The organism is Streptomyces sp. PsTaAH-137 (assembly GCF_003259365.1).
Classification (GTDB): Bacteria; Actinomycetota; Actinomycetes; order Streptomycetales; family Streptomycetaceae; genus Streptomyces.
This window is the reverse complement of sequence record NZ_QLLY01000025.1, coordinates 97,910-121,590: the sequence shown is the minus strand read 5'-3', so window position 1 is coordinate 121,590 and position 23,681 is coordinate 97,910. Positions and strand designations below refer to the sequence as shown.

22 protein-coding genes are annotated in these 23,681 nt (G+C 70.4%); 12 read left to right on the top strand and 10 right to left on the bottom strand.

What is annotated here, in order from left to right; all coding sequences use genetic code 11:
* The first annotated feature begins 447 nt into the window (after positions 1-447).
* From K377_RS37145 to K377_RS37135, 3 genes are all read left to right on the top strand, one after another.
* Entirely contained in the window at positions 448-684 is a 237-nt protein-coding gene (locus tag K377_RS37145) for a hypothetical protein (RefSeq protein WP_111668057.1), read from the top strand.
* Positions 685-759: 75 nt separating this feature from the next.
* The gene (locus K377_RS37140; RefSeq protein WP_111668056.1) at positions 760-1,062 is read left to right on the top strand and encodes an AlpA family transcriptional regulator; all 303 of its coding nucleotides are present in this window, start codon (positions 760-762) and stop codon (positions 1,060-1,062) included.
* Between the two features lie 47 nt (positions 1,063-1,109).
* Complete coding sequence (locus K377_RS37135) at positions 1,110-2,336, top strand: site-specific integrase (protein ID WP_181512742.1); 1,227 nt, start codon at positions 1,110-1,112, stop codon at positions 2,334-2,336.
* A gap of 284 nt (positions 2,337-2,620) precedes the next feature.
* Here K377_RS37135 and K377_RS37130 read toward each other — a convergent pair whose 3' ends face one another.
* Positions 2,621-3,760 (bottom strand): magnesium and cobalt transport protein CorA, encoded by a 1,140-nt coding sequence (locus K377_RS37130; protein ID WP_111668055.1) that lies wholly within the window; start codon positions 3,758-3,760, stop codon positions 2,621-2,623.
* A gap of 116 nt (positions 3,761-3,876) precedes the next feature.
* On the opposite strand from K377_RS37130, the gene K377_RS37125 reads away from it, so the two are divergent.
* The gene (locus tag K377_RS37125; RefSeq protein WP_111668054.1) at positions 3,877-4,995 is read left to right on the top strand and encodes a winged helix DNA-binding domain-containing protein; all 1,119 of its coding nucleotides are present in this window, start codon (positions 3,877-3,879) and stop codon (positions 4,993-4,995) included.
* A 19-nt stretch (positions 4,996-5,014) separates the two neighbouring features.
* Here the strand turns inward: K377_RS37125 and K377_RS37120 are convergent, their stop codons facing one another.
* Together K377_RS37120 and K377_RS37115 are read right to left on the bottom strand one after the other, a co-directional pair.
* A complete protein-coding gene (locus K377_RS37120) occupies positions 5,015-5,659 on the bottom strand; it encodes a LysE family translocator (protein WP_111668053.1) in 645 nt (214 codons plus the stop codon).
* 119 nt (positions 5,660-5,778) lie between these two features.
* Positions 5,779-6,612: a LuxR C-terminal-related transcriptional regulator gene (locus tag K377_RS37115; RefSeq protein WP_111668052.1), complete on the bottom strand. Its 834-nt coding sequence runs from the start codon at positions 6,610-6,612 to the stop codon at positions 5,779-5,781.
* A 137-nt stretch (positions 6,613-6,749) separates the two neighbouring features.
* Between K377_RS37115 and K377_RS37110 the strand changes: the two genes are divergently transcribed.
* A complete protein-coding gene (locus K377_RS37110) occupies positions 6,750-8,291 on the top strand; it encodes an AMP-binding protein (RefSeq protein ID WP_111668051.1) in 1,542 nt (513 codons plus the stop codon).
* Positions 8,292-8,318: 27 nt separating this feature from the next.
* Here the strand turns inward: K377_RS37110 and K377_RS37105 are convergent, their stop codons facing one another.
* From K377_RS37105 to K377_RS37095, 3 genes are all read right to left on the bottom strand, one after another.
* Complete coding sequence (locus K377_RS37105; protein WP_111668066.1) at positions 8,319-9,938, bottom strand: ABC-F family ATP-binding cassette domain-containing protein; 1,620 nt, start codon at positions 9,936-9,938, stop codon at positions 8,319-8,321.
* Positions 9,939-10,016: 78 nt separating this feature from the next.
* Positions 10,017-11,651 (bottom strand): ribosomal protection-like ABC-F family protein, encoded by a 1,635-nt coding sequence (abc-f, locus tag K377_RS37100; protein WP_111668050.1) that lies wholly within the window; start codon positions 11,649-11,651, stop codon positions 10,017-10,019.
* 254 nt (positions 11,652-11,905) lie between these two features.
* The gene (locus tag K377_RS37095; RefSeq protein ID WP_111668049.1) at positions 11,906-12,340 is read right to left on the bottom strand and encodes a nuclear transport factor 2 family protein; all 435 of its coding nucleotides are present in this window, start codon (positions 12,338-12,340) and stop codon (positions 11,906-11,908) included.
* Positions 12,341-12,484: 144 nt separating this feature from the next.
* Here K377_RS37095 and K377_RS37090 point away from each other — a divergent pair, with 144 nt between their 5' ends.
* Positions 12,485-14,107 (top strand): AMP-binding protein, encoded by a 1,623-nt coding sequence (locus K377_RS37090; RefSeq protein WP_111668048.1) that lies wholly within the window; start codon positions 12,485-12,487, stop codon positions 14,105-14,107.
* Positions 14,108-14,117: 10 nt separating this feature from the next.
* On the opposite strand, the gene K377_RS42775 is transcribed toward K377_RS37090, so the two are convergent.
* Positions 14,118-15,404 carry a GNAT family N-acetyltransferase gene (locus K377_RS42775; RefSeq protein ID WP_272920601.1) on the bottom strand — a complete coding sequence of 429 codons (1,287 nt, stop codon included), beginning with the start codon at positions 15,402-15,404 and terminating at the stop codon, positions 14,118-14,120.
* Between the two features lie 200 nt (positions 15,405-15,604).
* Here K377_RS42775 and gcl point away from each other — a divergent pair, with 200 nt between their 5' ends.
* Together gcl and K377_RS37070 are read left to right on the top strand one after the other, a co-directional pair.
* Positions 15,605-17,383, top strand: a complete 1,779-nt coding sequence (gcl, locus tag K377_RS37075; RefSeq protein WP_161195076.1) for a glyoxylate carboligase — start codon at positions 15,605-15,607, stop codon at positions 17,381-17,383.
* Positions 17,384-17,509: 126 nt separating this feature from the next.
* Positions 17,510-17,941 (top strand): hypothetical protein, encoded by a 432-nt coding sequence (locus K377_RS37070; RefSeq protein ID WP_111668044.1) that lies wholly within the window; start codon positions 17,510-17,512, stop codon positions 17,939-17,941.
* A gap of 397 nt (positions 17,942-18,338) precedes the next feature.
* Here K377_RS37070 and K377_RS37065 read toward each other — a convergent pair whose 3' ends face one another.
* The 3 genes from K377_RS37065 to K377_RS37055 all read right to left on the bottom strand — a co-directional run bounded on the left by K377_RS37065 (position 18,339) and on the right by K377_RS37055 (position 21,813).
* Positions 18,339-19,805, bottom strand: coding sequence for a catalase (locus tag K377_RS37065; RefSeq protein ID WP_111668043.1), 1,467 nt, complete (start codon positions 19,803-19,805; stop codon positions 18,339-18,341).
* A 220-nt stretch (positions 19,806-20,025) separates the two neighbouring features.
* On the bottom strand, positions 20,026-20,922 hold the full coding sequence (locus K377_RS37060) for a 2-hydroxy-3-oxopropionate reductase (protein ID WP_111668042.1): 897 nt from the start codon (positions 20,920-20,922) through the stop codon (positions 20,026-20,028).
* A 54-nt stretch (positions 20,923-20,976) separates the two neighbouring features.
* Positions 20,977-21,813, bottom strand: a complete 837-nt coding sequence (locus tag K377_RS37055) for a TIM barrel protein (RefSeq protein WP_111668041.1) — start codon at positions 21,811-21,813, stop codon at positions 20,977-20,979.
* Positions 21,814-21,949: 136 nt separating this feature from the next.
* Between K377_RS37055 and K377_RS37050 the strand changes: the two genes are divergently transcribed.
* From K377_RS37050 to uraH, 4 genes are all read left to right on the top strand, one after another.
* Positions 21,950-22,234, top strand: a complete 285-nt coding sequence (locus K377_RS37050; protein ID WP_111668040.1) for a hypothetical protein — start codon at positions 21,950-21,952, stop codon at positions 22,232-22,234.
* A 62-nt stretch (positions 22,235-22,296) separates the two neighbouring features.
* Entirely contained in the window at positions 22,297-22,608 is a 312-nt protein-coding gene (locus tag K377_RS37045; protein WP_111668065.1) for a helix-turn-helix domain-containing protein, read from the top strand.
* Between the two features lie 149 nt (positions 22,609-22,757).
* Positions 22,758-23,282 carry a 2-oxo-4-hydroxy-4-carboxy-5-ureidoimidazoline decarboxylase gene (uraD, locus tag K377_RS37040; RefSeq protein WP_161195074.1) on the top strand — a complete coding sequence of 175 codons (525 nt, stop codon included), beginning with the start codon at positions 22,758-22,760 and terminating at the stop codon, positions 23,280-23,282.
* The gene (uraH, locus tag K377_RS37035) at positions 23,282-23,680 is read left to right on the top strand and encodes a hydroxyisourate hydrolase (protein ID WP_111668038.1); all 399 of its coding nucleotides are present in this window, start codon (positions 23,282-23,284) and stop codon (positions 23,678-23,680) included. The genes uraD and uraH overlap by 1 nt, the downstream gene beginning before the upstream one ends.
* Position 23,681 lies beyond the last annotated feature (1 nt).

The window sequence follows — 23,681 nt, the reverse complement described above, 5'->3', positions numbered from 1 at the left end:
GGCCGGCGGGACCACCCGTTGGAACAACTCCCACAGATCATCCGGCGCCAACCGTTCGACAAGCACAGCAGCCATCACCCCAGCCTGCCGCAAGATCACGCCAACTGAAATGGCGTCTTAGAAAGCGCCTGCTCTGTGGTGGCGCCCTCTCCCGTTAAGGCTGACCGCTTGGTGACTGGGCGCCAGCTATTCTTCTGCGTCGGCATGGTGATTCGCTCACGGCAGACGCATTGCGTCCGGCAGGGACTGGAATTGCGCGGCGAAGCAAGTGAACCTAGAGCGGCTCAGGGAAGATCATCTGCGTGGTCGGCGCGACGTAGCACGGGATCGCCGGTTACCCAAACCGGCGATTCTCCGGACCATTGAAGGAGTTCAGGCGCTGTCCGATCCACCTACGGTGCCCGACCTGTTCTGTCTGCCCCATCACTCACCCCAAGGAGCTTTTCCATGGCTGCGGTTGCCGACTCAGAATCGATTCTCTTGCCCGATCGGCAGTGCTTTTCCATTCTGGACTGGGCCGCCAAACAGCCCAGGAGCGGCCTCGTGCTGCGGGTCTTCCTAGCGTCTGTCGGTTTCGAGGCGTTGCAGCCGGAGGAAGCCTTGGCGCTGCGCGTCCGAGACGTGGAACTCACCGACGACGGCAGCGGTTGGCTGCAGATCAGCGATTCCATACCGGCCGCATGACACGGCAACAGATGGAAGGAGGTAACGCTCCGTCCAGCCGCGCTCGCTCCTCCGCTATCTCACAGAGATCCACCGATGCCAGCACGATCTTTGCCTGCCACCCAACCTTCCTCGGGCGCAGTATCCGCCGCCTTCCTGACTGTGAAGGACACCGCCGACTATCTCGGCCTCTCACCCCACACCCTTTACGTCTGGCGCCACCGTAGGCAGGGACCCCCGAGCTTCCGCATGGGATCCCGCGGCCGAGTCATGTACCGAAGGGAAGCCCTAGACGCCTGGATTCGTGAACAGGAGCAGGCGGATTCGCGGTCCAACGCCACCCTCAGTCCCCTCAGCGTGACACCACAGCGCCGCTCGAACTACAAGCCGAGCGCGTAGCAGCGGCTTCATCGTGCAGCAACCAGCCCCCTACTGGAAGGAGTCGCTTGGCCGGCTACATCGAAGACCGCTGGATCAAGAAGAAGAAGGACCCCGCCACCGGCAAGCGCGAACGCACCGCCCGCTACGGTCAGGGCTCCCGATACCGAGTCGCCGGCATCCCCGGCGTCCGGGACAAGTCCTTCGACACGCTAGAAGATGCCAAGACCTGGCTGCGCCAGGCGGGCACCGATAGCGAACGCGGCGAATTCGTTGACCCGCGCGACGGCTCCATCGCCCTGGAGGACTACGCCGTCCGCTACTGGCAAGCAGGAGTTCAGGGCGCCCCCGGCACCCTTAAGCGCATAGACGAGCGTGTCCGGCTTCACATCCGGCCTCACCTCGGAGCGGTGTCCCTGCGCGACATCACCCCGACGGTACTGCGGGGCTACATCGCCACGCTGGTGAGGGACCTCTCCCCGCGCTACGCGCGACAGATCCTTTCCACGCTCTCGAACATCTTCGAGACCGCCATCGACGACAAGCGGCTGGTGCGCAATCCGCTGCGGGCCAAATCGGTGCGCTGGCCCAAGGCGCCAGACGACCAGCGGGAAGCCTGGCCGCTGGCGACCGCGCTGCGGGTTCGGGACTCGATCAACCCGCGCTACCGCATCGCCGCCGTGGTCGCCCTGGGCTGCGGTCTGCGCCAAGGTGAAGTGTTCGGGCTGTCGCCGCAGGACGTTGACTTCCGCCGAGGCCTGCTGCGCATCCGTCGGCAGGTTCAGCTCCTCCACGGACGCCTGTATTTCACGCTCCCGAAGGGCGGCAAGACCCGCGTCGTCGACATGCCGCCCTCAGTTGCCTCGGCGCTGGCCGAGTACTTCATGGAGTACCCCGCTGTCGAGGTTGAGCTGCCGTGGGGCGGTCCGGAGCCCGACCGTGAGAGGGAGAAGTTCCCGCTCATCCTGACCACGACATACGGCAACGCCATCCGGGCGAACATCTTCAACGTTGACGTGTGGAAGCCCGCCCTGGCCGCGGCCGGTGTGATCCCCGTGCGGAAGCAGGGCGAGCACTGGAAAGCGTCCCGCAAGGACGGCTTCCACGTGCTGAGGCACACGTACGCCTCGGTCATCCTCGAAGCGGGAGAATCCGTCGTCACCCTTGCACGCTGGCTCGGGCACTCCAGCCCGACCATCACCTTGGATTTCTACGCCCACTTCATGCCCGAAGCTGGAGGGAAGGGGCGCGGCGCAATCGACGCCCTGCTCAACCGGCCCCCGGCAGTCGCATAGAAGACGCGATTTCCCGCGAGGTGGGAGCAAGAGGGGTGCAGTACTCTGCGCCCCTCTTCGGCGTTTCGCAATCTGCCAGTTCGCTCACTCTCCGTGTCGACCAATGCTCCGGGTGGCTGATGTGATGGAGAGAGTGATCCAGGCACGGGCCTTGCGACGGGGGAGGCCAGCCGAAGCGGAGTGCTTTTCATTCTCCCCAGATTCTCCCCAGCGGCTTGAGACTGCCTGTGCCGGCCGTGTCCGTGCCTTTGGCATCGGAGTGTCGGCGCTTGTTGGCCGATTACTCAGAGCCAGTCCCGCCGCTTGAAGATGACGTACAAACTGGTGCATACAGCTGCCATCAGTAGCATTGCGAAGGGATATCCGAACACCCAGTGCAACTCCGGCATGTGGTCGAAGTTCATCCCGTAGATCGTCCCGACCAGCGTCGGAGCGAACAGGATCGCCGCCCACGACGAGATCTTCTTGATCTCCTCGTTCTGCTCGAACCCCGCCTCTGCCAGCGCCCGCATCTCCGCGTTCTGCTGCTGGGTCACCAGGGTCGCGTTCACCGTCAGGATGTCGGTGAGCGCCTGGCGGAAGCCGTCGACGCGTTCGCTGGTGTGGGTGACGTGGTCGGCGACGTCGCGCAGGTAGCGCTGCAGTTCCTCGTCGGTGCCGTACTTGGCGAAGCCCGCCATCAGGCCGTGCAGCATGCCGACCAGGGGGCGGGTGGCGCGCTGGAACTCGACCATTTCCCGGGAGAGTTCGTAGATGCGGCGGGAGACCTCCGGGGCGCCCGAGAAGACCTCCGTCTCGATCTCGTCGATGTCGTTCTGGACCCCGTCGACGACCGGGGCGTAGCCGTCGACGACCGCGTCGAGGATCGCGTACAGGATCGCCTCGGGGCCGAGCCTGAGCAGGTCGGGGGAGTCCTCCATGCGGCGGCGCACCGCCGACAGGTCCGGTGCCGCGCCGTGCCGGACCGTGATCACGAAGTCCGCGCCGACGAACACGTGCAGCTCGCCGAAGTCGACCTCCTCGGGGGCGTCGAGATAGCGGGCCGCGCGCAGCACGACGAAGAGCGTCTCGCCGTACCGCTCCAGCTTCGGCCGCTGATGCGCCTCCAACGCGTCCTCGACCGCGAGTTCATGCAGGTCGAACTCGGCCGCGAGGGACTTCAGCTCCGTCTCCGTGGGGCGGGCCAGGCCGATCCACGCCGTCGTCCGCGGCCGCTCGCGCAACTGGCGGTACGTGTCCGTGAGCGACGCGGGGCTCGCCACCCGCACCCCGTCCCGGTACAGCGCCGCGTGCACCACGCTGTCGGGCGGTACGTCCTGTGGGGCGGCGGGTTCCGTGCCGGGCGCGGCGGGCGATCCGGCCGGCGGGCGCGGGTCCACTCCCCGGCGCCAGGTGTAGCGGCGTCCATCCTGCCGTCGCGGCATCGCCGCCTCCTTGTCGGTGGTGCGAGGGTCCCGGGCAGCGTAACCAGCGAGGGCCGTATGCGCGGGCAGCGGCATCGCGGACAGCGGCTGACCGCATCGACCGCTACCGTCCCCTCATGACGACGAAGCCGATCACCGCGCGCGCCCTCGGCCGAGCCACCCTGGAACGGCAACTCCTGCTCCGCCGCAGCCCGATGAAGGCCGAGGAGGCCGTCGCCCATCTCGTCGGACTCCAGGCGCAGGAGGTCCGCCCGCCCTATCTCGCGCTCGCCGCCCGCCTCGACGGCTTCACGCCTACCGACCTCTCCGACGCCCTCGCCGCACGGCGTGTGGCCCGCATCGTCACGATGCGCTCCACCATCCACCTGCACACCGCCGAGGACTGCATGACGCTGCGCCCGCTGGTGCAGCCCGCCCGGGAGCGCGAACTGCGCCTGTTCCGCAAGGGCCTCGACGGCGTCGATCTCGACCGGCTCACCGCCCTGACCCGGCCCTACGTCGAACAGGAGCCGCGCACCCCGAAGGAGATCCGCGAACTGCTCCTCGCCGAGTGGCCGGACGCCGACCCGCAGGCCCTGATGATCGCCGCCCGCGCCGGTCTGCCGCTCGTCCAGGTCACCCCGCGCGGCCTGTGGCGGCGCAGCGGCGGCGTGCGCCTGACCACCGCCGAGCACTGGTTCGACGTGCCCACCGCGCCCACCCCCGCCCCCGACGCCACGATCCTGCGCTACCTCGGCGCCTTCGGGCCCGCCTCGGTGAAGGACTTCCAGCAGTGGGCCGGCCTCACCCGCACCAAGGACGCCTTCGAGCGGCTGCGGCCGGAGCTCGTGACCTTCCGCGACGAGCACGGCGTGGAGCTGTTCGACCTGCCCGACGCCCCGCGCCCCGACGAGGACACCCCGGCACCGCCCCGGCTGCTCGCCGAGTTCGACAACCTCCTCCTCTCGCACGCCGACCGCACCCGCGTGATCGACGAGGCCGACCGGGGCCGCAACTGGCAGGTGAACACCGCCTACCTGACCTTCCTCGTCGACGGGATGCTCGCCGGCCTGTGGACCCTGAAGGAGCCGAAGGGCGCCAAGAGCGACGGCGCGGGCAGCGTGCTCACCCTCGAACCCTTCCGCCCGCTCACTCGCGCCCGGCGCGAGGAACTCGTCGCCGAGGCGGAGCGCACCGCAGCCGTCCTGGAGGCGCCCGGCCCGGTCACCGTCGACTTCGGCACCGTCCGCACCTGACCCGTCCGGCGCCGAAGCGTCAGTCGGCGCGGCCCGTCGCCGCCACCGTCACCCCGAGACCTATCAGCGCGAAGCCACCCGTCCCGCCGATCATCGACAGCCGCCGGTCCGAGCGCGCGAACCAGTCGCGCGCCGCCGACGCCGTCAGCCCCCACAGCGTGTCCGTGACCAGGCCGATGCAGATCGGTATCAGACCGAGCAGCAGCATCTGGAGCGGGACGCGCCCCGCGTCGTGGTTCACGAACTGCGGCAGCACCGCCGCGAAGAACACGATCCCCTTGGGGTTGGTGACACCCACGAGGATCCCGTCCACCACCGTGCGCCCGGTGCCCTTCGCGGGCTCCGCCGGGCCGCGCAGGTCCGCCATCTTCATGGCGTGCCGGTGCCGGAACGCCTGGACGCCCAGGTACACCAGATACGCCGCGCCCGCGAGCTTCACCGCCACGAACAGCGCCGCCGACCGCTCCACCAGGGAACCGACGCCGAGGGCCACCGCCACCACCAGCAGATACGAGCCGACGAGATTGCCCAGCGCCGTCGCCACCGCCGTGCGTCTGCCGTGCGCGAGCGCCCGCCCGATGACGAACAGCACGCTCGGCCCCGGGATCACGATCACCAGCAGCGACATCGCCGCGAACGCCAGACACCTGTCCGTCGACACCACAAGCCCACCCCCCACCACGCACGACCGCACCTGACTGCACCGGGACGCCATCCCACCATCCCCTGATACGCCATTGAAGACCACGGCACTGACAATCGCCCCGACGCGGTGCGGAGGGCCTACGGCAGCAGCCCCGCCCGCCGCGCCTGCGCCACCGCCTCACCACGGGTGTGCGCCCCCAGCCTGCGCATCGCCGACCGCAGATATCCCTTGACGGTCTCGGGGCGCAGGCCGAGCCGCTCGGCCGCCACCGCGTTCGTCGCGCCCGCCGCCACGCACGCCAGCACATCGACCTCGCGGGGCGCGAGCGTGAGCGCCGTCTCCCGCTCCGGCGGCGCCCCGGCGGACGCCAACCGGCCGCACACCGCGAGGAGTTCGGCCCGCAGGGCCGGATCCACGATCCTCGGGGCGAGCGCGCGCAGCGCCCCGTGGGCCTCGCGGACCTCCTCCCAGGCGCCGGTGCCCTCGGCCGCCGGCGCGGCCGCCGCCGACAGCAGTTCGTGCGCCTCGTCGCGCACCACCAGCGCCTGTTCCACGTCGCGGGCCGCCGCGAGCGCCGCGGTGAGCACCCGGTCGCCGAGCGGCTGGGCGGTGCGCAGCGCCCCGTACAGCACGCCCCGTACCCGGCGCCGTACGACGACGGGCACCGCGAGGACCGAGCGCAGGCCCTCGGCCGCGACGGCGGTGTCGTACTCGTGGCTGATGTGCCGCGAGTCGTGGTAGTCCGTGACCGCGCAGGCCCGGGCCAGGGAGAGTGCCTTGCCGCCGAGCCCGTTGCCCGTGGCCACCGCGAGGCCGCGCAGCGAATGCGTCGCCGCGCCGCTCAGCTCGCCGATGCGCACCTGGCCGGGGCCCGCCGTCAACCCGCCGAACGCGACCGGCAGCTCGGTGCCCCGGCGCAGCCGCACCAGTGCCGACCGCAGCTCCACGGCCTCGGAGACGTCCGCGCTCACCCTCGATCTCCCTGCTGTGCTCTGTTCACCCCCGTTCGGGGGTGGTGAGATCCGCGTCACGGACTACACGATGTCAGACACGGTCCGCAAGGGCCGGGTCCGCGGCGCTGCGGGTACCCAGGGAGCAGGAGAGAACGATGCGCGTTCCGATGACGATCAGCGACTTCTTGGACCGGGCCGAACTGGGGTTCGCCCACAGTCCCGGGGTGATCGACGAACCCGACCAGCCGAGCACACCGGTGCCGACATCGACGTACGGACGGCTCGGTGAGCGGGTGCGGGCCTGGCAGGCCGGGTTCGACGCGCTCGGCGTGGGGGAGGGCGAGCGGGTCGCGGTGCTCAGCCACAACTCGTCCCGCCTCCTTGAACTGCTGTTCGCGGTGCCGATGAGCGGCCGGATCGCCGTGCCGGTCAACTTCCGGCTGAAGGCCGAGGAGATCGAGTACGTCGTGCGGCAGAGCGGCGCGTCCGTGCTGCTCGTCGACCCCGAGGTGGAGGAGATCAGCGCGAAGGCCGAGACGGCCCACCGCTTCGTCCTCGGCGAGCAGACCGAGACCGAGCTGATGCGGTTCGGGGTGGAGCCGCGCCCCTGGTCGGCCCCCGACGAGGACGCCACCGCCACCATCAACTACACGTCGGGCACCACCGCGCGCCCCAAGGGCGTCCAGCTCACCCACCGCAACATCTGGGTGAACGGGCTGACCTTCGGCCTGCACACCCGATCCTGGGAGCAGGACGTGTACATGCACACCCTGCCGATGTTCCACTGCAACGGCTGGGGCATGCCGTTCGTCGCCGCGGGACTCGGCATGAAGCAGGTCGTGCTCCGCAAGGTCGACGGCGCGGAGATCCTGCGGCGCGTGGACGAGCACGGCGTGACGCTGATGTGCGGCGCGCCCGCGGTGTGGAACGCGGTGCTGGATGCGGCCACCGGCTGGGACGGCGCGATCCCGGGCCGCGACCGGGTGCGGATCGTGTGCGCGGGCGCCCCGCCGCCCAGCCGCATGATCCAGCGCGTGGAGCAGGAACTGGGCTGGGAGTTCACCCAGATCTACGGTCTGACGGAGACGTCGCCGGTCCTGACGTTCAACCGCGCGCGGCCCGAGGAGTCCCTGCTGCCCGCCGAGGACCGGGCGCGCCGCCAGTCCCGGGCCGGTGTGCCCGCGCTGGGCGTGAAGCTGCGCGTCGCCGACTCCGGCGAGGTGCTGGCCCGCTCGAACGTCGTGCTCGACGGCTACTGGGAGAAGCCCGAGGAGACCGCGGCGGCCCTGGAGGGCGACTGGTTCCACACCGGGGACGGCGGCACCTTCGACCCGGCCGACGGCCACCTCACGATCTCGGACCGCAAGAAGGACGTCATCATCACCGGCGGCGAGAACGTGTCGTCGATCGAGGTCGAGGACACCGTCTTCAGCCACCCGGCGGTGGCCGAGGTCGCGGTGATCGGCGTACCGGACCCCAAGTGGGGCGAGACGATCAAGGCCCTGGTGGTGCTCGTGGACGGCGCGACCGTGACGGAGGCCGAGATCATCGCGTACTGCAAGGAGCGGGTGGCGGGATACAAGGCGCCGACGACCGTGGAGTTCCGGGACGCCATCCCGCGTACGGCCACGGGCAAGATCCAGAAGTTCAAGCTGCGGGAGCCGTACTGGGAGGGGCGGGACCGGGGCGTCAACTGACCCCGCCGATCCCACCCGGCCGGCGCATCAGGTCCCGAGCCGCAGCTCCCGCCCCTGCCACCGGCGCCGCAGCCAGCGGTCGTGGCTCGCGACGACGATCGCGCCGGGGCCGCTGCCCAGCGCTTCCTCCAGCTCGTCGCACAGGCGCGGCGAGAGATGGTTCGTGGGCTCGTCGAGCAGCAGCAGGTGGGGCGGGCGCGCCACCAGGAGCGCCAGCGCGAGCCGCCTGCGCTGCCCGACGGAGAGCTGCCCGACGGGTTTGTCCAGGTCGGCCGCGTGCAGCAGGCCGAGCGAGAGCAGCGGCACCCGCTCGGCCCGCGCCGCTCCCACCCCCGCCGCGTAGGTCGCGGCGACCGTCCGGTCGGCCCGGTCGAACACGGTGTCCTGGGCGAGCAGCCCCACGGTCAGGCCGGGCCGTACGCGCCGCTCGCCCTCGGCGCCGAGCCGCCCGGCGACCACGGCGAGCAGCGTGGACTTGCCCGTGCCGTTGCCGCCCGTGACCAGCAGCCGGTCGTCCGCCGGGATCTCCAGGCCGGTCGGCGCGAGCCTTCCCGGCACCCGTACGTCTCGCAGCTCCACCAATGGCCGGTCGTCGTCCGTGGCGGGCGCGGCCAGTTCCCCGGCGGCGAACCGCAGCGGGCTCGGCGGCTCGGCGACCCCGGTGCGGGTCAGCTCGTCGAGGCGTCGCGTGGCGTTGCGCACCCGGCGCGAGATCTGGCTCTGCACCCGGCCCGCCCGGTGCCCGTAGCCCATCTTCTCGTTGTCGCGCGGCCCCCGGTCCGGCGCGACCCGGTGCGCGGTCACGCCCGCCGTGTGGCGCAGTCCGGTCAGCTCCTCCTGCTCCTCGGCCCACCGCCGCTCCCAGCGCTTCCGCTCGGCGTGCTTCTCGCCCAGGTAGGCGCTGTAGTTGCCGCCGTAGCGGACCGGCCCGTCCACCGCCGGGTCCAGGTCGATCATGTCGGTGCAGACGGCGTCCAGGAACGCCCGGTCGTGGCCGGCGATCACCACGGCCGCGGGCAGCGCCCGGATCTGCTCCTCCAGGAACGCGGCGGCCTCGTCGTCGAGGTGGTTCGTCGGCTCGTCGAGCAGCAGCGCCGACGGCCGCCGCACGAGGAGGGCGGCCAGGGCGAGCCGGCCGCGCTGCCCGCCGGACAGCTCGCCGAGCGTGCGGTCGTGGCCCAGCGTGCCGAGCCCGAGACCGGCCAGCATCAGGGCCGCCCGCCGGTCGGCGTCCCAGGACTCCCGGTCCTGGGCCTGTTCGAGCCGACGGCCGTAGGCGTCCAGGAGGTCCTGATGGCCGGGGGAGTCCTCCGGGACGGCGGCCAGCTCGGCGCCGAGCCGGTCCAGCTCCGCGAGATCCTCGCGGGCCTCGCGCAACGCCTCGTCCAGTACTCCGGCGATGGTCGTCGCCGGGTCGAAGGGCATCTCCTGGTGCAGCAGGCCGAGATCGTCGGGGCGTTCGACGCTCCCCGAGTCGGGCGCGTCCACCCCGGCGAGCACCCGCAGCAGGGTGGACTTGCCGACGCCGTTCTCACCGATCAGGCCGATGCGATGACCGGGCGACGCGGTGAGGCCGACGCCGTCGAGGACGCGCCGGTCCCCGAGGACACGGACGACGTCATGGGCGAGCAGTGCGGTTTTCGGCACAGTGAACCGTCCGATGCGATCGAGGGGCGGCCCGCCGGGCGGCTGCCTCGGGCGCGGGCCATCGAGCACACCGGCGGGTCACACCTCGGGGCCGCCGCTCTCCTGGAGCGTCCCGTCGGCCACGCGCAGCCGGCGGTTCACCCCGATCTCGGTGAGGAACCGCTCGTCGTGGCTGACCACCATGAACGCGCCCTGGTAGGAGTTGAGCGCGCTCTCCAGCTGGCCCGCGCTGACCAGGTCCAGGTTGTTCGTCGGCTCGTCGAGCAGCAGCAGGTGCGGGGCGGGCTCCGCGCACAGCACACAGGCCAGCGTGGCGCGCAGCCGCTCGCCGCCGGACAGCGCCCCGACCGGCAGATGCGCGCGGGCGCCCCGGAAGAGGAAGCGGGCCAGCAGGTTCATCCGCTCCGCCTCGGGCCGCTCGGGCGCGAACGCGGCGAAGTTCTCCGCCACCGTCAGCTCGGGGTCCAGCAGATCGAGCCGCTGCGACAGGTACGCGATCCGGCCGTCGCCCCGCTTGATCTCGCCGCCGTCCGGCGCGAGGTCGCCGGTGATCAGCCGGAGCAGTGTGGTCTTGCCCGCGCCGTTGGGCCCGGTCAGCGCGATCCGCTCGGGGCCGCGCACGGTCAGGTCGACGCCGCCGTCGGCGAACACCGGCCGTCCGTCGTGCAGGGTCTGAAGGCCCTCGCCGATGAAGAGGTTCCGTCCGGCGGGCACCTGCGTGTCCGGCAGCTCCAGGGTCAGGCGCTGCTCGTCGCGCACGGCCCGCCCGGCCTCGTCGAGCCGGGCCTTCGCCTCGCTGACCCGGGAGGCGTGCATCGTGCCGGACTTGCCGGCGGCCTCCTGGGCGCCGCGCTTCATATTGCCCGCGAAGATCTTGGGCAGACCGGCGTTCTTGAGGTTCTTCGAGGCATTGCTCGCGCGCCGCTCGGCGCGCTCGCGGGCCTGCTGCATCTCCCGCTTCTCGCGCTTGAGTTCCTGCGCCGCGTTGCGGACGTTCTTCTCGGCGACCTCCTGCTCGGCGCGCACCGCCTCCTCGTACTCGGTGAAGTTGCCGCCGTACAGGCGCAGTTCACCACCGCCGAGTTCCGCGACGCGCTCCATGCGGTCGAGCAGCGCCCGGTCGTGACTGACCAGCAGCAGACAGCCGGTGAAGTCCGACAGCACGTCGTAGAGCTTGTGCCGGGCCGCCAGGTCGAGGTTGTTGGTCGGCTCGTCGAGCAGCAGCACGTCGGGCCGCTTCAGCAACTGGGCGGCGAGGCCCAGCGATACGACCTGGCCGCCGCTGAGCGTGCTCAGACTCCGGTCGAGTGCGAGCCCGGCCAGACCGAGCCGGTCGAGCTGGGCGCGGGTGCGCTCCTCGATGTCCCAGTCGTCGCCGATGGTGGTGAAGTGCTCCTCGCTCACGTCGCCGGACTCGACGGCGTCGATGGCCCGGATGACGGGTGCGACCCCGAGCACCTCGGAGACCGTGAGGCTGCTGGTCAGCGGCAGGCTCTGCGGGAGATAGCCCAGCGTGCCGTCGACCGACACGGAGCCCGCCGTGGGCTTCAGCTCGCCCGCGATCAGCTTGAGCAGGGTGCTCTTGCCGGAGCCGTTGGGCGCGACCAGGCCGGTGCGGCCCGGGGCGACGGTGAAGGAGAGGTCCTGGAAGACGGGGGTGTCGTCGGGCCGGGCGAAGGAGAGGTTCGAGCAGACGATGGAGGCGTCGGACATGAAAGTGACCTCGCGGAGGAGCGGGCAGGCAGGCCGGACAGGCCACTGCCCTGAGCGGCGTGGGAAAAAGGGGTACGACGAACCGGCCACCCCGGCACGGCGCTCTCTCAGCGCACTCCGGTGGCCTGTCAGAACCGGGACTCACCCGGAGATGTCGTCGTCACCCGCCACGACTGCCACTCCTCGCTCACAGACTGTTCGCATACGACAGATCACATAAACCCTAGCAGGCACCCCGCCGAGGCGGCCGGTCGTCAGCCGCGCAGATGGCGGGACACGTCGCCCACCAGGTGCATGGTGACCTGCCGTTCGACGAATCGCCACTGACCGTAGTGCCGGTAGAAGCGGTCGCGATAGCGGCCCGCGGCCACGGGCTGCAACGGCAGCCCGGGCAGCTCCTGGAAGACCGTGACGTAGGAGCGGGCCGACGCGCGGCCGGCGTCGTCGTCGATGTCGACGGCGATGTTCGTCGTCACGTGATGGGTGCGCGGGGTGCCGTCCTCGTACAGGATCACGCTCTCCCGCAGCATCCGCTCGACCGCCTCGGCGCCCTCGACGGGCGGCCCGCTGCCGATGAACGAGGCCTTGGCGAACAGCGCGCCGACCCCGGCGAAGTCCCCGGTGTCGACCAGTTCCGCGTATCGGGTGATCAAGTGCGTCACGGCGAAGGTGTCCGCGGAGGTGTCCATGTCCGCGAGCGTAGACGATCATCCGGCGCGGCCCGCCGAAATGCCCGGTGACGAGGGGGTACGAACTCGTGGCGGGCGCGGTTAGGTTGCTCATCGGGCGGGCCCGCGCGGGCCCGCCCGCCGAGTACTCAAGGAGGACCGCCGGTGACCGCCCCCTCGACCGCACTCTCGTACGCGCACGGCACCAGTGCGACGCCCCTGCTCGGCGACACCGTCGGCGCCAACCTCCAGCGCGCCGTCGACGCCTGGCCCGACCGCGAGGCGCTCGTTGACGTGCCGAGCGGGCGCCGCTGGACGTACGGCCAATTCAGCTCGGCCGTCGACGAGTTGGCGCGCGGACTGCTTGCGCGGGGCGTCGCCAAAGGGGACCGGGTCGGCATCTGGGCGGTCAACTGCCCCGAGTGGGTGCTCGTCCAGTACGCGACCGCGCGCATCGGCGCGGTCATGGTGAACATCAACCCGGCCTACCGGGCGCACGAACTGGGTTACGTGCTGCGGCAGTCGGGCGTCAGCGTGCTCGTCGCGTCGACCGGGCACAAGGGGACCGACTACCGCGAGCTGGTGCGCCAGGTCGCTCCCGACTGCCCTGAGCTGCGCGAGCGCGTCTTCATCGGCGAGGACAGCTGGGACGCGCTCGTCGCCGCCGGGCAGTCGGTGACGGCCGGCCAACTGGAGGCCCGTGGCGCGGAGTTGTCCTGCGACGACCCGATCAACATCCAGTACACCTCGGGCACGACCGGCTTCCCGAAGGGGGCCACCCTCTCCCACCACAACATCCTCAACAACGGCTACTGGGTGGGCGAGACGGTCGGCTACAGCGAGCAGGACCGGGTGTGTCTGCCCGTCCCCTTCTACCACTGCTTCGGCATGGTGATGGGCAACCTGGGCATCACCTCGCACGGCGCCTGCATCGTCATCCCCGCCCCCTCCTTCGAGCCGGCGGCCACGCTGCGCGCCGTGCAGGAGGAGCGGTGCACCTCGCTGTACGGCGTCCCGACCATGTTCATCGCCGAGCTGAACCTGCCGGACTTCGCCGAGTACGACCTCTCCAGCCTGCGCACCGGGATCATGGCGGGCTCCCCGTGTCCCGTCGAGGTCATGAAGCGGGTCGTCGCCGAGATGCACATGGCCGAGGTCTCCATCTGCTACGGCATGACCGAGACCTCGCCCGTCTCGCTTCAGACGCGCCGCGACGACGACCTGGAGCGCCGCACCGGCACCGTCGGCCGCGTCCTGCCGCACATCGAGGTCAAGGTGATCGACCCGGTAACCGGCGTCACCCTGCCGCGCGGCGAACCCGGCGAGCTGTGCACCCGCGGCTACAGCGTCATGCTCGGCTACTGGGGCGAGCCCGAGAAGACCGCCGAGGTCGTCGACGCCGGACGGTGGATGCACACCGGCGATCTGGCGGTGCTGCGCGAGGACGGGTACGCGCAGATCGTCGGCCGCATCAAGGACATGATCATCCGCGGCGGCGAGAACATCTACCCGCGCGAGATCGAGGAGTTCCTGTACGGGCACCCGCGGATCGCCGACGTCCAGGTGGTCGGGGTGCCGCACGAGAAGTACGGGGAAGAGGTCCTGGCCTGCGTGATCCTCCGGGACCCGGCGGACCCCCTCACCCTGGACGAACTGCGCGCGTACTGCCACGACCGGCTCGCGCACTACAAGGTGCCGAGCCGGCTGCGGCTGCTCGACGCGTTCCCGATGACGGTCAGCGGCAAGGTCCGCAAGATCGAACTCCGGGAGGCGTACCGCCCGGAGTGAGCCGCGCGGTTCAGCCGTCGCGCCGCATGCACACCCGGGGCCACCGGTCCAGGCCGAGCTCCGCCTCCGCCGCGCGGATCCGGCGCAGGCCCGGGGTGAGCGCGGCGCCGGTCAGGCGGCGGAAGCCGAGCCGCTCGTAGTACGGGGCGTTCCACGGCACCTCGGTGAACGTGGTCAGGGTCAGCCCCGCCAGGCCCTTGCGGTGGGCGTGGTCGGCGGCGTGCGCGATCAGGGCCCGGCCCACCCCGCGCCGGGCCGTGTCCGGGTGGACGGTGACCTGCTCGATGTGGAAGGCGCCGTCCACCGTCTCGCCGACCAGGTACGCGAGCACCTTTCCCGAGTCGTCGACGGCGACCCAGGCGTGTCCGGCGGCGCGGTGGCGCTCCAGTTCGGCGAGGGTGGGCGGCTCGTCGTCGGCGATCGCGTCCATGCCGAGCGGGCGGAACAGCTCGCCCGCGGCCCTCTCCAGCTCTTGCAGGCGCGGCAGTTCGGCCGGCTCGGCGCTACGAATGATCATGGCGTCAGTATGCGACAGGTGATCGCGGCCCCTCCGGGTGCCTAGGTGCCGCCTGCGATCATCTCGTCCGCGGGGCTGTTCACCGGCTGCGGTTCCCCGGTCAGGTCGAGCACGAACAGGGGCACCATCAGCTCGTCCGCGCGGGTGCGGGCCTCGTCCACGTAGCCGGCGAGGGAGAAGTAGACGCAGGCCGCCGACTCGGTCATCGACTGGAGCCACAGGCACTCCACGTCGCGCACCGTCGCGGGGCGCACCGAGGGCTCCAACTGGGCCACGAGTCCGCGCGCGGCGAGCCCGATGCCGGACGGCGGGCGCTGGTCGGCGCGGCGCACGTCCGGGTAGCCCAGCCAGCGCAGATACAGCGCGACGGCGGTCACCGCGTCGCGCGCGGTGCGGATGGCGACGGGCTGGAAGGCGGGCCGCGGCGGCGTCGCCGTCCGCGGCAGCGGTATGTGCTGGGGCGGCGGGGCCTGGTCGTCCTGGACCGGCAGCCGCAGCAGGGCGCCGCAGTCGCAGCCCAGTTCCGGACGCGGCCAGCGGTCGCGGCGGCCGCACACCGGGCACCGCAGGGTGACCCAGTCGTCGTCCCAGGTGTGGTCGCTGACCTCCTCGGCGGCGGCGCCGCGCACCAGCGGCGGGGCCACCGGCGCACCGCACGCGCACGGCAGCGCCGTGGGGACGTACGTGTGCTCGCGCGGGCAGGCCGGGCAGCGCACGCGCACGGGCTCGGCCATCACACCCCCTAGTGGGCCGAAGGATTCCGGATCGTTCGCGTCTCATCATCCACCTTGACGGCCTTCCTGACCCCCCTCTACATTGCTTCCATATAGCAGAAGCTACTTTCCACAATACGGAAATGCTATACGGACTTCAGAGCTCGCCGCGGGGCGCGACGGGAGCGCGAATCCGACATCCGAAGAACCGAACAGACACGACAGTGACCGTCAGTCACGTAGGAGTCGGGAGCACTCATGGCTCGAATGACCGCCGCCCGCGCGGCCGTTGAGATCCTCAAGCGCGAAGGCGTCAGCAGCGCGTTCGGCGTGCCCGGTGCCGCCATCAACCCCTTCTACAAGGAGCTCAAGGAGAGCGGTGGCATCGACCACACGCTCGCCCGCCACGTCGAGGGTGCCTCGCACATGGCCGAGGGCTACACCCGCGCCAACCCCGGCAACATCGGGGTCTGCATCGGCACGTCGGGCCCGGCCGGCACCGACATGATCACGGGTCTGTACTCCGCCATCGGCGACTCCATCCCGATCCTGTGCATCACGGGCCAGGCGCCCACGCACCTGATCCACAAGGAGGACTTCCAGGCCGTCGACATCTCCTCGATCGCCAAGCCGGTCGCGAAGATGGCCGTCACGGTCCTGGAGGCCGCGCAGGTCCCCGGCGTCTTCCAGCAGGCGTTCCACCTGATGCGCTCGGGCCGTCCCGGCCCGGTCCTCATCGACCTGCCGATCGACGTCCAGCAGACCGAGATCGAGTTCGACCCGGACACGTACGAGCCGCTGCCGGTCTACAAGCCGGCCGCGACCCGCGCCCAGATCGAGAAGGCGATCGGCCTCCTCCTGGAGTCCGAGCGGCCGCTGATCATCGCCGGTGGCGGCATCATCAACGCCGACGCGAGCGACCTGCTCGTCGAGTTCGCCGAGCTCACCAACACCCCGGTCGTGCCCACCCTGATGGGCTGGGGCACCATCCCGGACGACCACGACCTGAACGCGGGCATGGTCGGCCAGCAGACCGGCCACCGCTACGGCAACGCCACGTTCCTGGAGTCGGACTTCGTCCTCGGCATCGGCAACCGCTGGGCCAACCGCCACACCGGCTACAAGCTGGACGTGTACCGCGAGGGCCGCACGTTCGTCCACGTCGACATCGAGCCGACCCAGATCGGCAAGATCTTCGCGCCGGACTACGGGATCACCTCCGACGCGAAGGCCGCCCTGGAGCTCTTCGTCGAGGTCGCCAAGGAGCTGAAGGCGGCCGGCAGGCTGCCCGACCGCTCCGCCTGGGTCGCCTCGCACCTGGAGCGCAAGGAGACCCTCCTGCGCCGTACGCACTTCGACGACATCCCCATGAAGCCGCAGCGCGTCTACGAGGAGATGAACAAGGCGTTCGGCAAGGACACCCGGTACGTGACGACCATCGGTCTGTCGCAGATCGCCGGCGCCCAGATGCTGCACGTCTACAAGCCGCGCCACTGGATCAACTGCGGCCAGGCGGGCCCGCTCGGCTGGACGATCCCGGCCGCGCTCGGCGTCGCCAAGGCCGACCCGGACACCCAGGTCGTCGCCCTCTCCGGCGACTACGACTTCCAGTTCATGATCGAGGAGCTGGCCGTCGGTGCCCAGCACCGGATCCCGTACGTCCACGTCCTGGTGAACAACGCCTACCTGGGCCTGATCCGCCAGGCGCAGATCGGCCTCGACATCAACTTCCAGGTCAACCTGGAGTTCGAGAACCAGAACAGCCCGGAGCTCGGCGTCTACGGCGTCGACCACGTCAAGGTCGCCGAGGGCCTGGGCTGCAAGGCGATCCGGGTCACCGACCCCAGCGAGCTGGGCGAGGCGCTGGAGCGGGCCAAGAAGCTCGCCCAGGACCACCGGGTCCCGGTCGTCGTCGAGGCGATCCTGGAGCGCATCACGAACATCTCCATGAGCCCCACGGCCGACATCAGCGCGGTCAAGGAGTTCGAGGAGATCGCGACGGAGCCGGGCCACGCGCCCACGTCGATCCGTCCCCTGAAGGTCTGATGCCTTAAGGGACGTCCGCAAGGACCTGGGCGGGCCACCGGTGCACACCGGTGGCCCGCCCGTTTGTGTTGTCGGCGCGGTGCCCTACGGTTCATGGCATCGGCCGAAGATCGCGGGGAGTGCCGCATGGGCGCATGGATGGACTACTTCAGTGCAGTCGACGACGAGGCGGCTGCGGAGCAGCTGGACGCCGGCGAGGTGCCCGGCGCGGTGTGCGGCAACGGCATCGACCCGGCCGTGATGATGGCCAACCTGGAGGCGCTGCTGACCGGCCGCGGCTACGAGGAGGTGCGGGCCCAGCCCCGGCAGTGCGCCCTCGTCGCGCAGGAGGGGGACTGCGCGGTCGTCGTGACGACCCTGACGGACGGTGTGCGGGACGCGCTGGCCGACGCGGAGCCGCAGGCCCTGCGGTCCGCGGCGGTGGCCTGGGGACGCACCGAGGAGTTCGACGGGGACGAGGCCGAGGACGAGCTGACGGCGCTGGTCGAGTCGTTCGCCGAGCTGGCGCGCGAGGCGCGGGCGGCGGGTCACCGGCTGTACTGCCGCGTCAGCATGTGAGGCCGCGCGGGACCCTGCGGGACCGGCGGACGCACGCACGGAAGAGCCCCCGGGTACGGACCGTCGTACCCGGGGGCTCTCGTCTGGGAAGTGGTGGCCGTCCGACGGCGCGCGACTGGCGAGACATGCATGCGCGCCGCCGGACGGAGTGCGATCGGTGGCTGGGACCGCGGCGGCTGTACGACGGCTCCGGGGACGCCCTGCCTCAGGTCGACAGGGGGCCGGGAACCTTCACCACCGCACTGGCTCGCACGGCCGCCGCGGTCCTCGTCCGCCCGCACCGCCCCGGGACCACCCCTCATCCGGGTCCCGCAGCGGTTCGGGTCTGCGCGTACGGAGCTGACCTCCCATCAGTCCCGTACGCAGTCTGTGTGCCGCCCCGAGGGGCGGGTGGGGCTCAGTCCTCGCGCAGGGCGCGGACCGCCTCCTCCACGCGCTTGCCGTAGTCCGGGTCGGCGGCGTGGAAGTGGGCGAGGTTCTTCTCCACGATGTCGTCGTGCGAGACCTGGGAGAGCCCACCGGCGATGTTCGCCACCAGACGCCCCTTCTCGTCCTCCGACATCAGGCGGTACAGCTCGCCCGCCTGGAAGAAGTCGTCGTCCTTGGTGTGGGCCGGGGCCTCGTGCGTGCCCGTGTACCCGGCGACGGCGTACGGCGCGGCCAGCGGGCGGCCGGTCTCGACGGGGCCGTCGAAGGAGTTCGGCTCGTAGTTCTTGCGGGTGCGGCCGTAGGCGTTGGTCGCCATCACGCCGTCGCGCCCGTAGTTGTCCGCCTCGGTCGCCTTCGGCGCGTTGACCGGCAGCTGGGTGTGGTTGACGCCCAGGCGGTAGCGGTGCGCGTCCGCGTAGGCGAACAGCCGGCCCTGGAGCATCTTGTCCGGCGAGGGACCGATGCCGGGCACGAAGTTGTTCGGGGAGAACGCGGCCTGCTCGACCTCGGCGAAGACGTTGTCCGGGTTGCGGTCGAGGACCAGGCGGCCCACGCGCTGGAGCGGGTAGTCCTTGTGCGGCCACACCTTGGTGAGGTCGAAGGGGTTGAAGCGGTAGTCGGCCGCCTCGGCCGCCGGCATGAGCTGCACGTAGAGCGTCCAGGACGGGTGCACACCGCGCTCGATGGCCTGCAGCAGGTCCGTCTGGTGCGAGTTGGCGTCCTTGCCGACGATCTCCTGGGCCTGCTCGGCGGAGAGCGAGCGGATGCCCTGGTTGGTCTTGAAGTGGTACTTCACGAAGAAGGCTTCGCCCTGCTCGTTCGTCCACTGGTAGGTGTGCGAGCCGTAGCCGTTCATGTGCCGGTACGAGGCCGGGATGCCGCGGTCGCCCATCAGCCAGGTCACCTGGTGCGTGGCCTCGGGGGCGTGCGCCCAGAAGTCCCAGACGTTCTCCGGCTCCTGCTTGCCCGTGAAGGGGTCGCGCTTCTGGGAGTGGATGAAGTCGGGGAACTTCAGCGGGTCCTTGATGAAGAACACCGGGGTGTTGTTGCCGACGAGGTCGTAGTTGCCCTCTTCGGTGTAGAACTTCAGCGCGAAGCCGCGCGGGTCGCGGACGGCGTCCGCGCCGCCGAGGTTGTCGGCGACCGTCGAGAAGCGCAGGAAGACCTCGGTGCGCTTGCCGATCTCCGAGAGGAAGTCGGCGTGGGTGAAGCCGGTGACGTCGTCGGTCACCTCGAAGTGGCCGTAGGCGCCGGAGCCGCGGGCGTGCACCACGCGCTCCGGGATGCGCTCGCGGTTGAAGCGGGCGAGCTTCTCCAGGAGGTGCTGGTCCTGGAGCAGGATCGGGCCGCCGACGCCTGCGGTGGCGGAGTTCTGGTTGTCGGCGACAGGCGCGCCGGACTCGGTCGTGAGCACACGATTCGGCGTTTTCGGCATGGGTTCGAGGCGACCTTCCGTGCAATGGCTGCTGACGATGGCTGCGATGTGGGGGAGCGTAAGTACCCCTGAACTGCTACGTCAACAGTTTGTTGAAGTTATCGGCAGAGCTTGTTCAACATTTTGTTGAACTGCTGGGCGTGAAGGGTTCCGGGCCGCGGCGACGCCTGGGCGCGACAGGACAGGTGTCAGCGCCACCGCGGCCCGGAAGTCTTGGGGGTCAGGCCACCTGGTTGCCGGAGAGGCGCTCGACCGAGCGCAGCAGCGCGGAGTGGTCGAGGCCGCCGTCGCCCTGGGCGCGCAGCGAGGCGACCAGCTGGGCGACCACGCCGCCGACGGGCAGGGCCGCGCCGACGTTGCGGGCGGCGTCGGTGACGATGCCCATGTCCTTGTGGTGCAGGTCGATCCGGAAGCCCGGCTTGAAGTCCCGGTTGAGGAAGTTGTCCTTCTTGCGGGTCAGCACGGTGGAGCCGGCGAGCCCGCCGTTGAGGACGTCCAGCGCGGCCGTCAGGTCCACGCCGGACTTCTCCAGGAAGACCACGGCCTCGGCGCACGCCTGGATGTTCACGGCGACGATCAGCTGGTTGGCGGCCTTCACGGTCTGGCCCGAGCCGTGCGGACCGCACAGCACGATGGTCTTGCCGAGCGCGTCGAGGAGCGGCTTGGCCTCGTCGAAGTCGGCCTGCTCACCGCCGACCATGATGGACAGCACGGCCTCGATGGCGCCGGCCTCGCCGCCGGAGACGGGGGCGTCGATGACGCGGATGCCCTTCTCCTTCGCGTTCTTCGCGAGGTCGACCGAGGTCTGCGGGGTGATCGACGACATGTCGACGATCAGCGCGCCCGACCTGGCGTTCTCCAGGATGCCCTCGGGGCCGTAGGAGATCGCCTCGACCTGCGGGGAGGCGGGCACCATCGTCACGATGACGTCGGCGTCCTTGACGGCCTCGGCGATCGACTTCACGGCCGTGCCGCCGGCCGCGGCGAGGCGGTCCAGCTTGTCCTGCTCCAGGGTGAAGCCCGTGACGTCGTAACCGGCCTTGATCAGGTTCTCCGACATGGGCGAGCCCATGATGCCGAGACCGATCCACGCGACCTTGGGGAGATTGTTGCTCATGAGGGTGACACTCCAGAGGCTCTGAAAACGGTGGTACGCCGATGGGTCGGCGGCTCAGGCGGCGCGGTGCTCGCGCGGCAGCCAGTCGAAGGCCTCGGCGCTCGGGCGCTCGCCCGGCTTGTACTCCAGGCCGACATAGCCCTCGTAGCCGGCCTTCTTCAGCTGGTCGAGCAGCTCCTCCAGCGGCAGCGAGCCGGTGCCCGGCGCGCCGCGGCCCGGGTTGTCGGCGATCTGCACGTGCGCCGTCCTGTCCGTGTAGGCGCTGATGACCTGCGACAGGTCCTCGCCGTTCATCGACAGGTGGTACAGGTCCATCAGGAACTTGGCGTTGCCCAGGCCGGTCGCCGCGTTCACCTTGTCGACGATCTCGATCGCCTTGGGGGCGCTCACGATCGGGCACTTCGGCGACTCCGGCGCGTTGAGCGCCTCGATCAGCAGGACCGCGCCGACGCGGTCGGCCGCGCGGGCCGCCAGCGTCAGGTTCTCCAGGGCGAGCGCGTCCTGCGTCGCCTCGTCGACACCGTCCACGCGGTTGCCGTACAGGGCGTTGAGCGCCTTGCAGCCGAGGGACTGCGCGAAGTCGGCCGCGATGTCGACGTTCGCGCGGAACTTGTCGCTCTCCTCGCCGGGGATCGACAGGGCGCCCCGGTCGGGTCCCGGCAACTGGCCCGCGTAGAAGTTCAGTCCGGTGAGCTGGACGCCCGCCTCGGTGATCGCGGTGCGCAGGGCGTCGAGCTCGGACTGCGCGGGGGTGGGGGCGTCGACCCAGGGCCACCACAGCTCGACCGCGGTGAAGCCCGCCGCGGCGGCGGCCGCGGGACGCTCCAGGAGCGGGAGTTCCGTGAAGAGGATCGACAGGTTGACGTTGAAGCGCTGGTCTGCGAATCCCATGAGGGTCGGCGCTCCCTTCCGTAAGTTGTTCCGTATTGCGGAAGTTCGTTTCTGCTTAATGGAAGATTGCCTGTGGGTGGCGATGGCTGTCAAGAGGGGCTGCCGGAAATTCCGTCGACGGCGTTAGGTTGAGCGCGTGCGATTGAGAGTGGAGTTCACGACCGAGCCCTTCGACCTCGACGAGGCGCCGCCGCACGCGGTGGTCGCCCGGGACGTCCTGGAGGGGGCCGACCTGGACGCGGTCGACGTCGGCCCGTTCGGCAACACGGCCGAGGGGGAGTCCGACGGGGTGCTGACCGCCGTCGACGCGCTGCTGCGCAAGGCGCTCGCGGCCGGCGCCACCCGGGTCTCGCTCCAGGTGAACGTGATCGGTGACGAGTCCCGCGCGAACGGTGACGAGTCCGGGGAGGGCGATAAGTGACCGGGACCGTTGATGACGCCTCCGACCCCTTCGTCCGGGCGGTCAAGCCGCTCGTCGACGCCATGGGGGGCGAGATGATGCCGCCGCAGGAGGCAGGCAAGGACGACGTCGTGCTGAGCTGGGAGGGCGTGGACGTGCTGGCCGTCCGGCTGCCCCAGCTGGCCGACTCCCTCGATCACATCCTGGCCGCCATGGAGCGCAGGGAGGGCAAGCCGCTGGCGGATCTCGACCGCAAGGAGAAGCAGGAGGTCGTACGCGCCCTGGAGGCGCGCGGCGCGTTCTCCGTGCGGCACGGGGTGGAGACCGTGGCCGGCGCCCTGGGCGTCTCGCGCTTCACCGTCTACAACTACCTCAACCGCGAGAAGGCCACCTGACCTGCACGGATTCTCCGCTTCCCGAACCGCCGTCCGTTAACCGGACGGCGGTTTTTGTCACTCCAAGTTTTCAACAAAGTGTTGACGCCGTGTTTCCGAGAGCGTTAGCTATCCGCAGCCCGTCCAGCACAAGGCCACGGAGGCATCCCGTGACTTCAGGTACATCAGGCACACATCGGGGGTTGACCCGGTTCAACACCTCCGACGAGAGCGCGGCCCAGGCCGAGCTCCACGAGGTGTGTGCTTCATCGGCGTGGGGGAGCAAGCTGCTCGCCCAGCGCCCCTTCGCCACCGTAGAGGCCCTCTTCGAGGCCAGTGACGCCGCGACGGCCGAGCTGACCGCGGACGATCTCGCCGAGGCGATGGCGGGGCACCCGCCGATCGGCCGCCCGAAGCCCGGCGACCCGACCTCGTCGCGTGAGCAGCGCGGCATGGCGGGGGCCTCCGAGGAACTCAAGGCGCAGATGCTCGAACTGAACCTGGACTACCAGGACCGGTTCGGACACGTCTTCCTCATCTGTGCCACCGGGGCGAGCGCCGAGCAGATGCTCGACGCGCTCAAGACACGGATCGGCAACACGCCCGACCAGGAGCGGGAGATCGTCCGCACCGAACTGGGCAAGATCAACCGCATCCGCCTGACCCGCCTCGCAGAAGAAGGGGACAACGCCTGATGAGTACCGAGACCACGGCGTCGGTGTCCACACACATCCTGGACACCAGCATCGGACGCCCCGCCGAGGGCGTCGCCATCTCCCTTGCGGCACGCGCCGGTTCGGGCGCCGCCTGGGTGGCGCTCGGCGGTTCGGCCACCGACGCGGACGGGCGCTGCAAGGACCTTCCGGCCCTGCCGGAGGGCACCACTCACGTCCGTCTCGACTTCGAGACGGAAGTGTATTTCGACAAGAAGCAAGCCGATGCGCAGCAGGACGCCCCCGCGAATCGGGACAGCGGTGCGACCGGAGCGTTCTTCCCGGAGGTGGCGATCACGTTCGCCGTCGTGCCGGGCGAGCACTACCACGTACCGCTGCTGCTCAACCCGTTCGGCTACTCCGTTTACCGAGGGAGCTAGC

Excerpts from the sequence above, each read along its gene's own strand:
- K377_RS37145 (WP_111668057.1), top strand. The coding sequence starts at position 448 with ATGGCTGCGGTTGCCGACTCAGAATCGATTCTCTTGCCCGATCGGCAG.
- K377_RS37140 (WP_111668056.1), top strand. The coding sequence starts at position 760 with ATGCCAGCACGATCTTTGCCTGCCACCCAACCTTCCTCGGGCGCAGTA.
- K377_RS37130 (WP_111668055.1), bottom strand. The coding sequence starts at position 3,760 with ATGCCGCGACGGCAGGATGGACGCCGCTACACCTGGCGCCGGGGAGTG.
- K377_RS37125 (WP_111668054.1), top strand. The coding sequence starts at position 3,877 with ATGACGACGAAGCCGATCACCGCGCGCGCCCTCGGCCGAGCCACCCTG.
- K377_RS37110 (WP_111668051.1), top strand. The coding sequence starts at position 6,750 with ATGCGCGTTCCGATGACGATCAGCGACTTCTTGGACCGGGCCGAACTG.
- abc-f (WP_111668050.1), bottom strand. The coding sequence starts at position 11,651 with ATGTCCGACGCCTCCATCGTCTGCTCGAACCTCTCCTTCGCCCGGCCC.
- K377_RS37095 (WP_111668049.1), bottom strand. The coding sequence starts at position 12,340 with ATGGACACCTCCGCGGACACCTTCGCCGTGACGCACTTGATCACCCGA.
- K377_RS42775 (WP_272920601.1), bottom strand. The coding sequence starts at position 15,404 with ATGAGACGCGAACGATCCGGAATCCTTCGGCCCACTAGGGGGTGTGAT.
- gcl (WP_161195076.1), top strand. The coding sequence starts at position 15,605 with ATGACCGCCGCCCGCGCGGCCGTTGAGATCCTCAAGCGCGAAGGCGTC.
- K377_RS37070 (WP_111668044.1), top strand. The coding sequence starts at position 17,510 with ATGGGCGCATGGATGGACTACTTCAGTGCAGTCGACGACGAGGCGGCT.
- K377_RS37065 (WP_111668043.1), bottom strand. The coding sequence starts at position 19,805 with ATGCCGAAAACGCCGAATCGTGTGCTCACGACCGAGTCCGGCGCGCCT.
- K377_RS37060 (WP_111668042.1), bottom strand. The coding sequence starts at position 20,922 with ATGAGCAACAATCTCCCCAAGGTCGCGTGGATCGGTCTCGGCATCATG.
- K377_RS37055 (WP_111668041.1), bottom strand. The coding sequence starts at position 21,813 with ATGGGATTCGCAGACCAGCGCTTCAACGTCAACCTGTCGATCCTCTTC.
- K377_RS37045 (WP_111668065.1), top strand. The coding sequence starts at position 22,297 with ATGGGGGGCGAGATGATGCCGCCGCAGGAGGCAGGCAAGGACGACGTC.
- uraH (WP_111668038.1), top strand. The coding sequence starts at position 23,282 with ATGAGTACCGAGACCACGGCGTCGGTGTCCACACACATCCTGGACACC.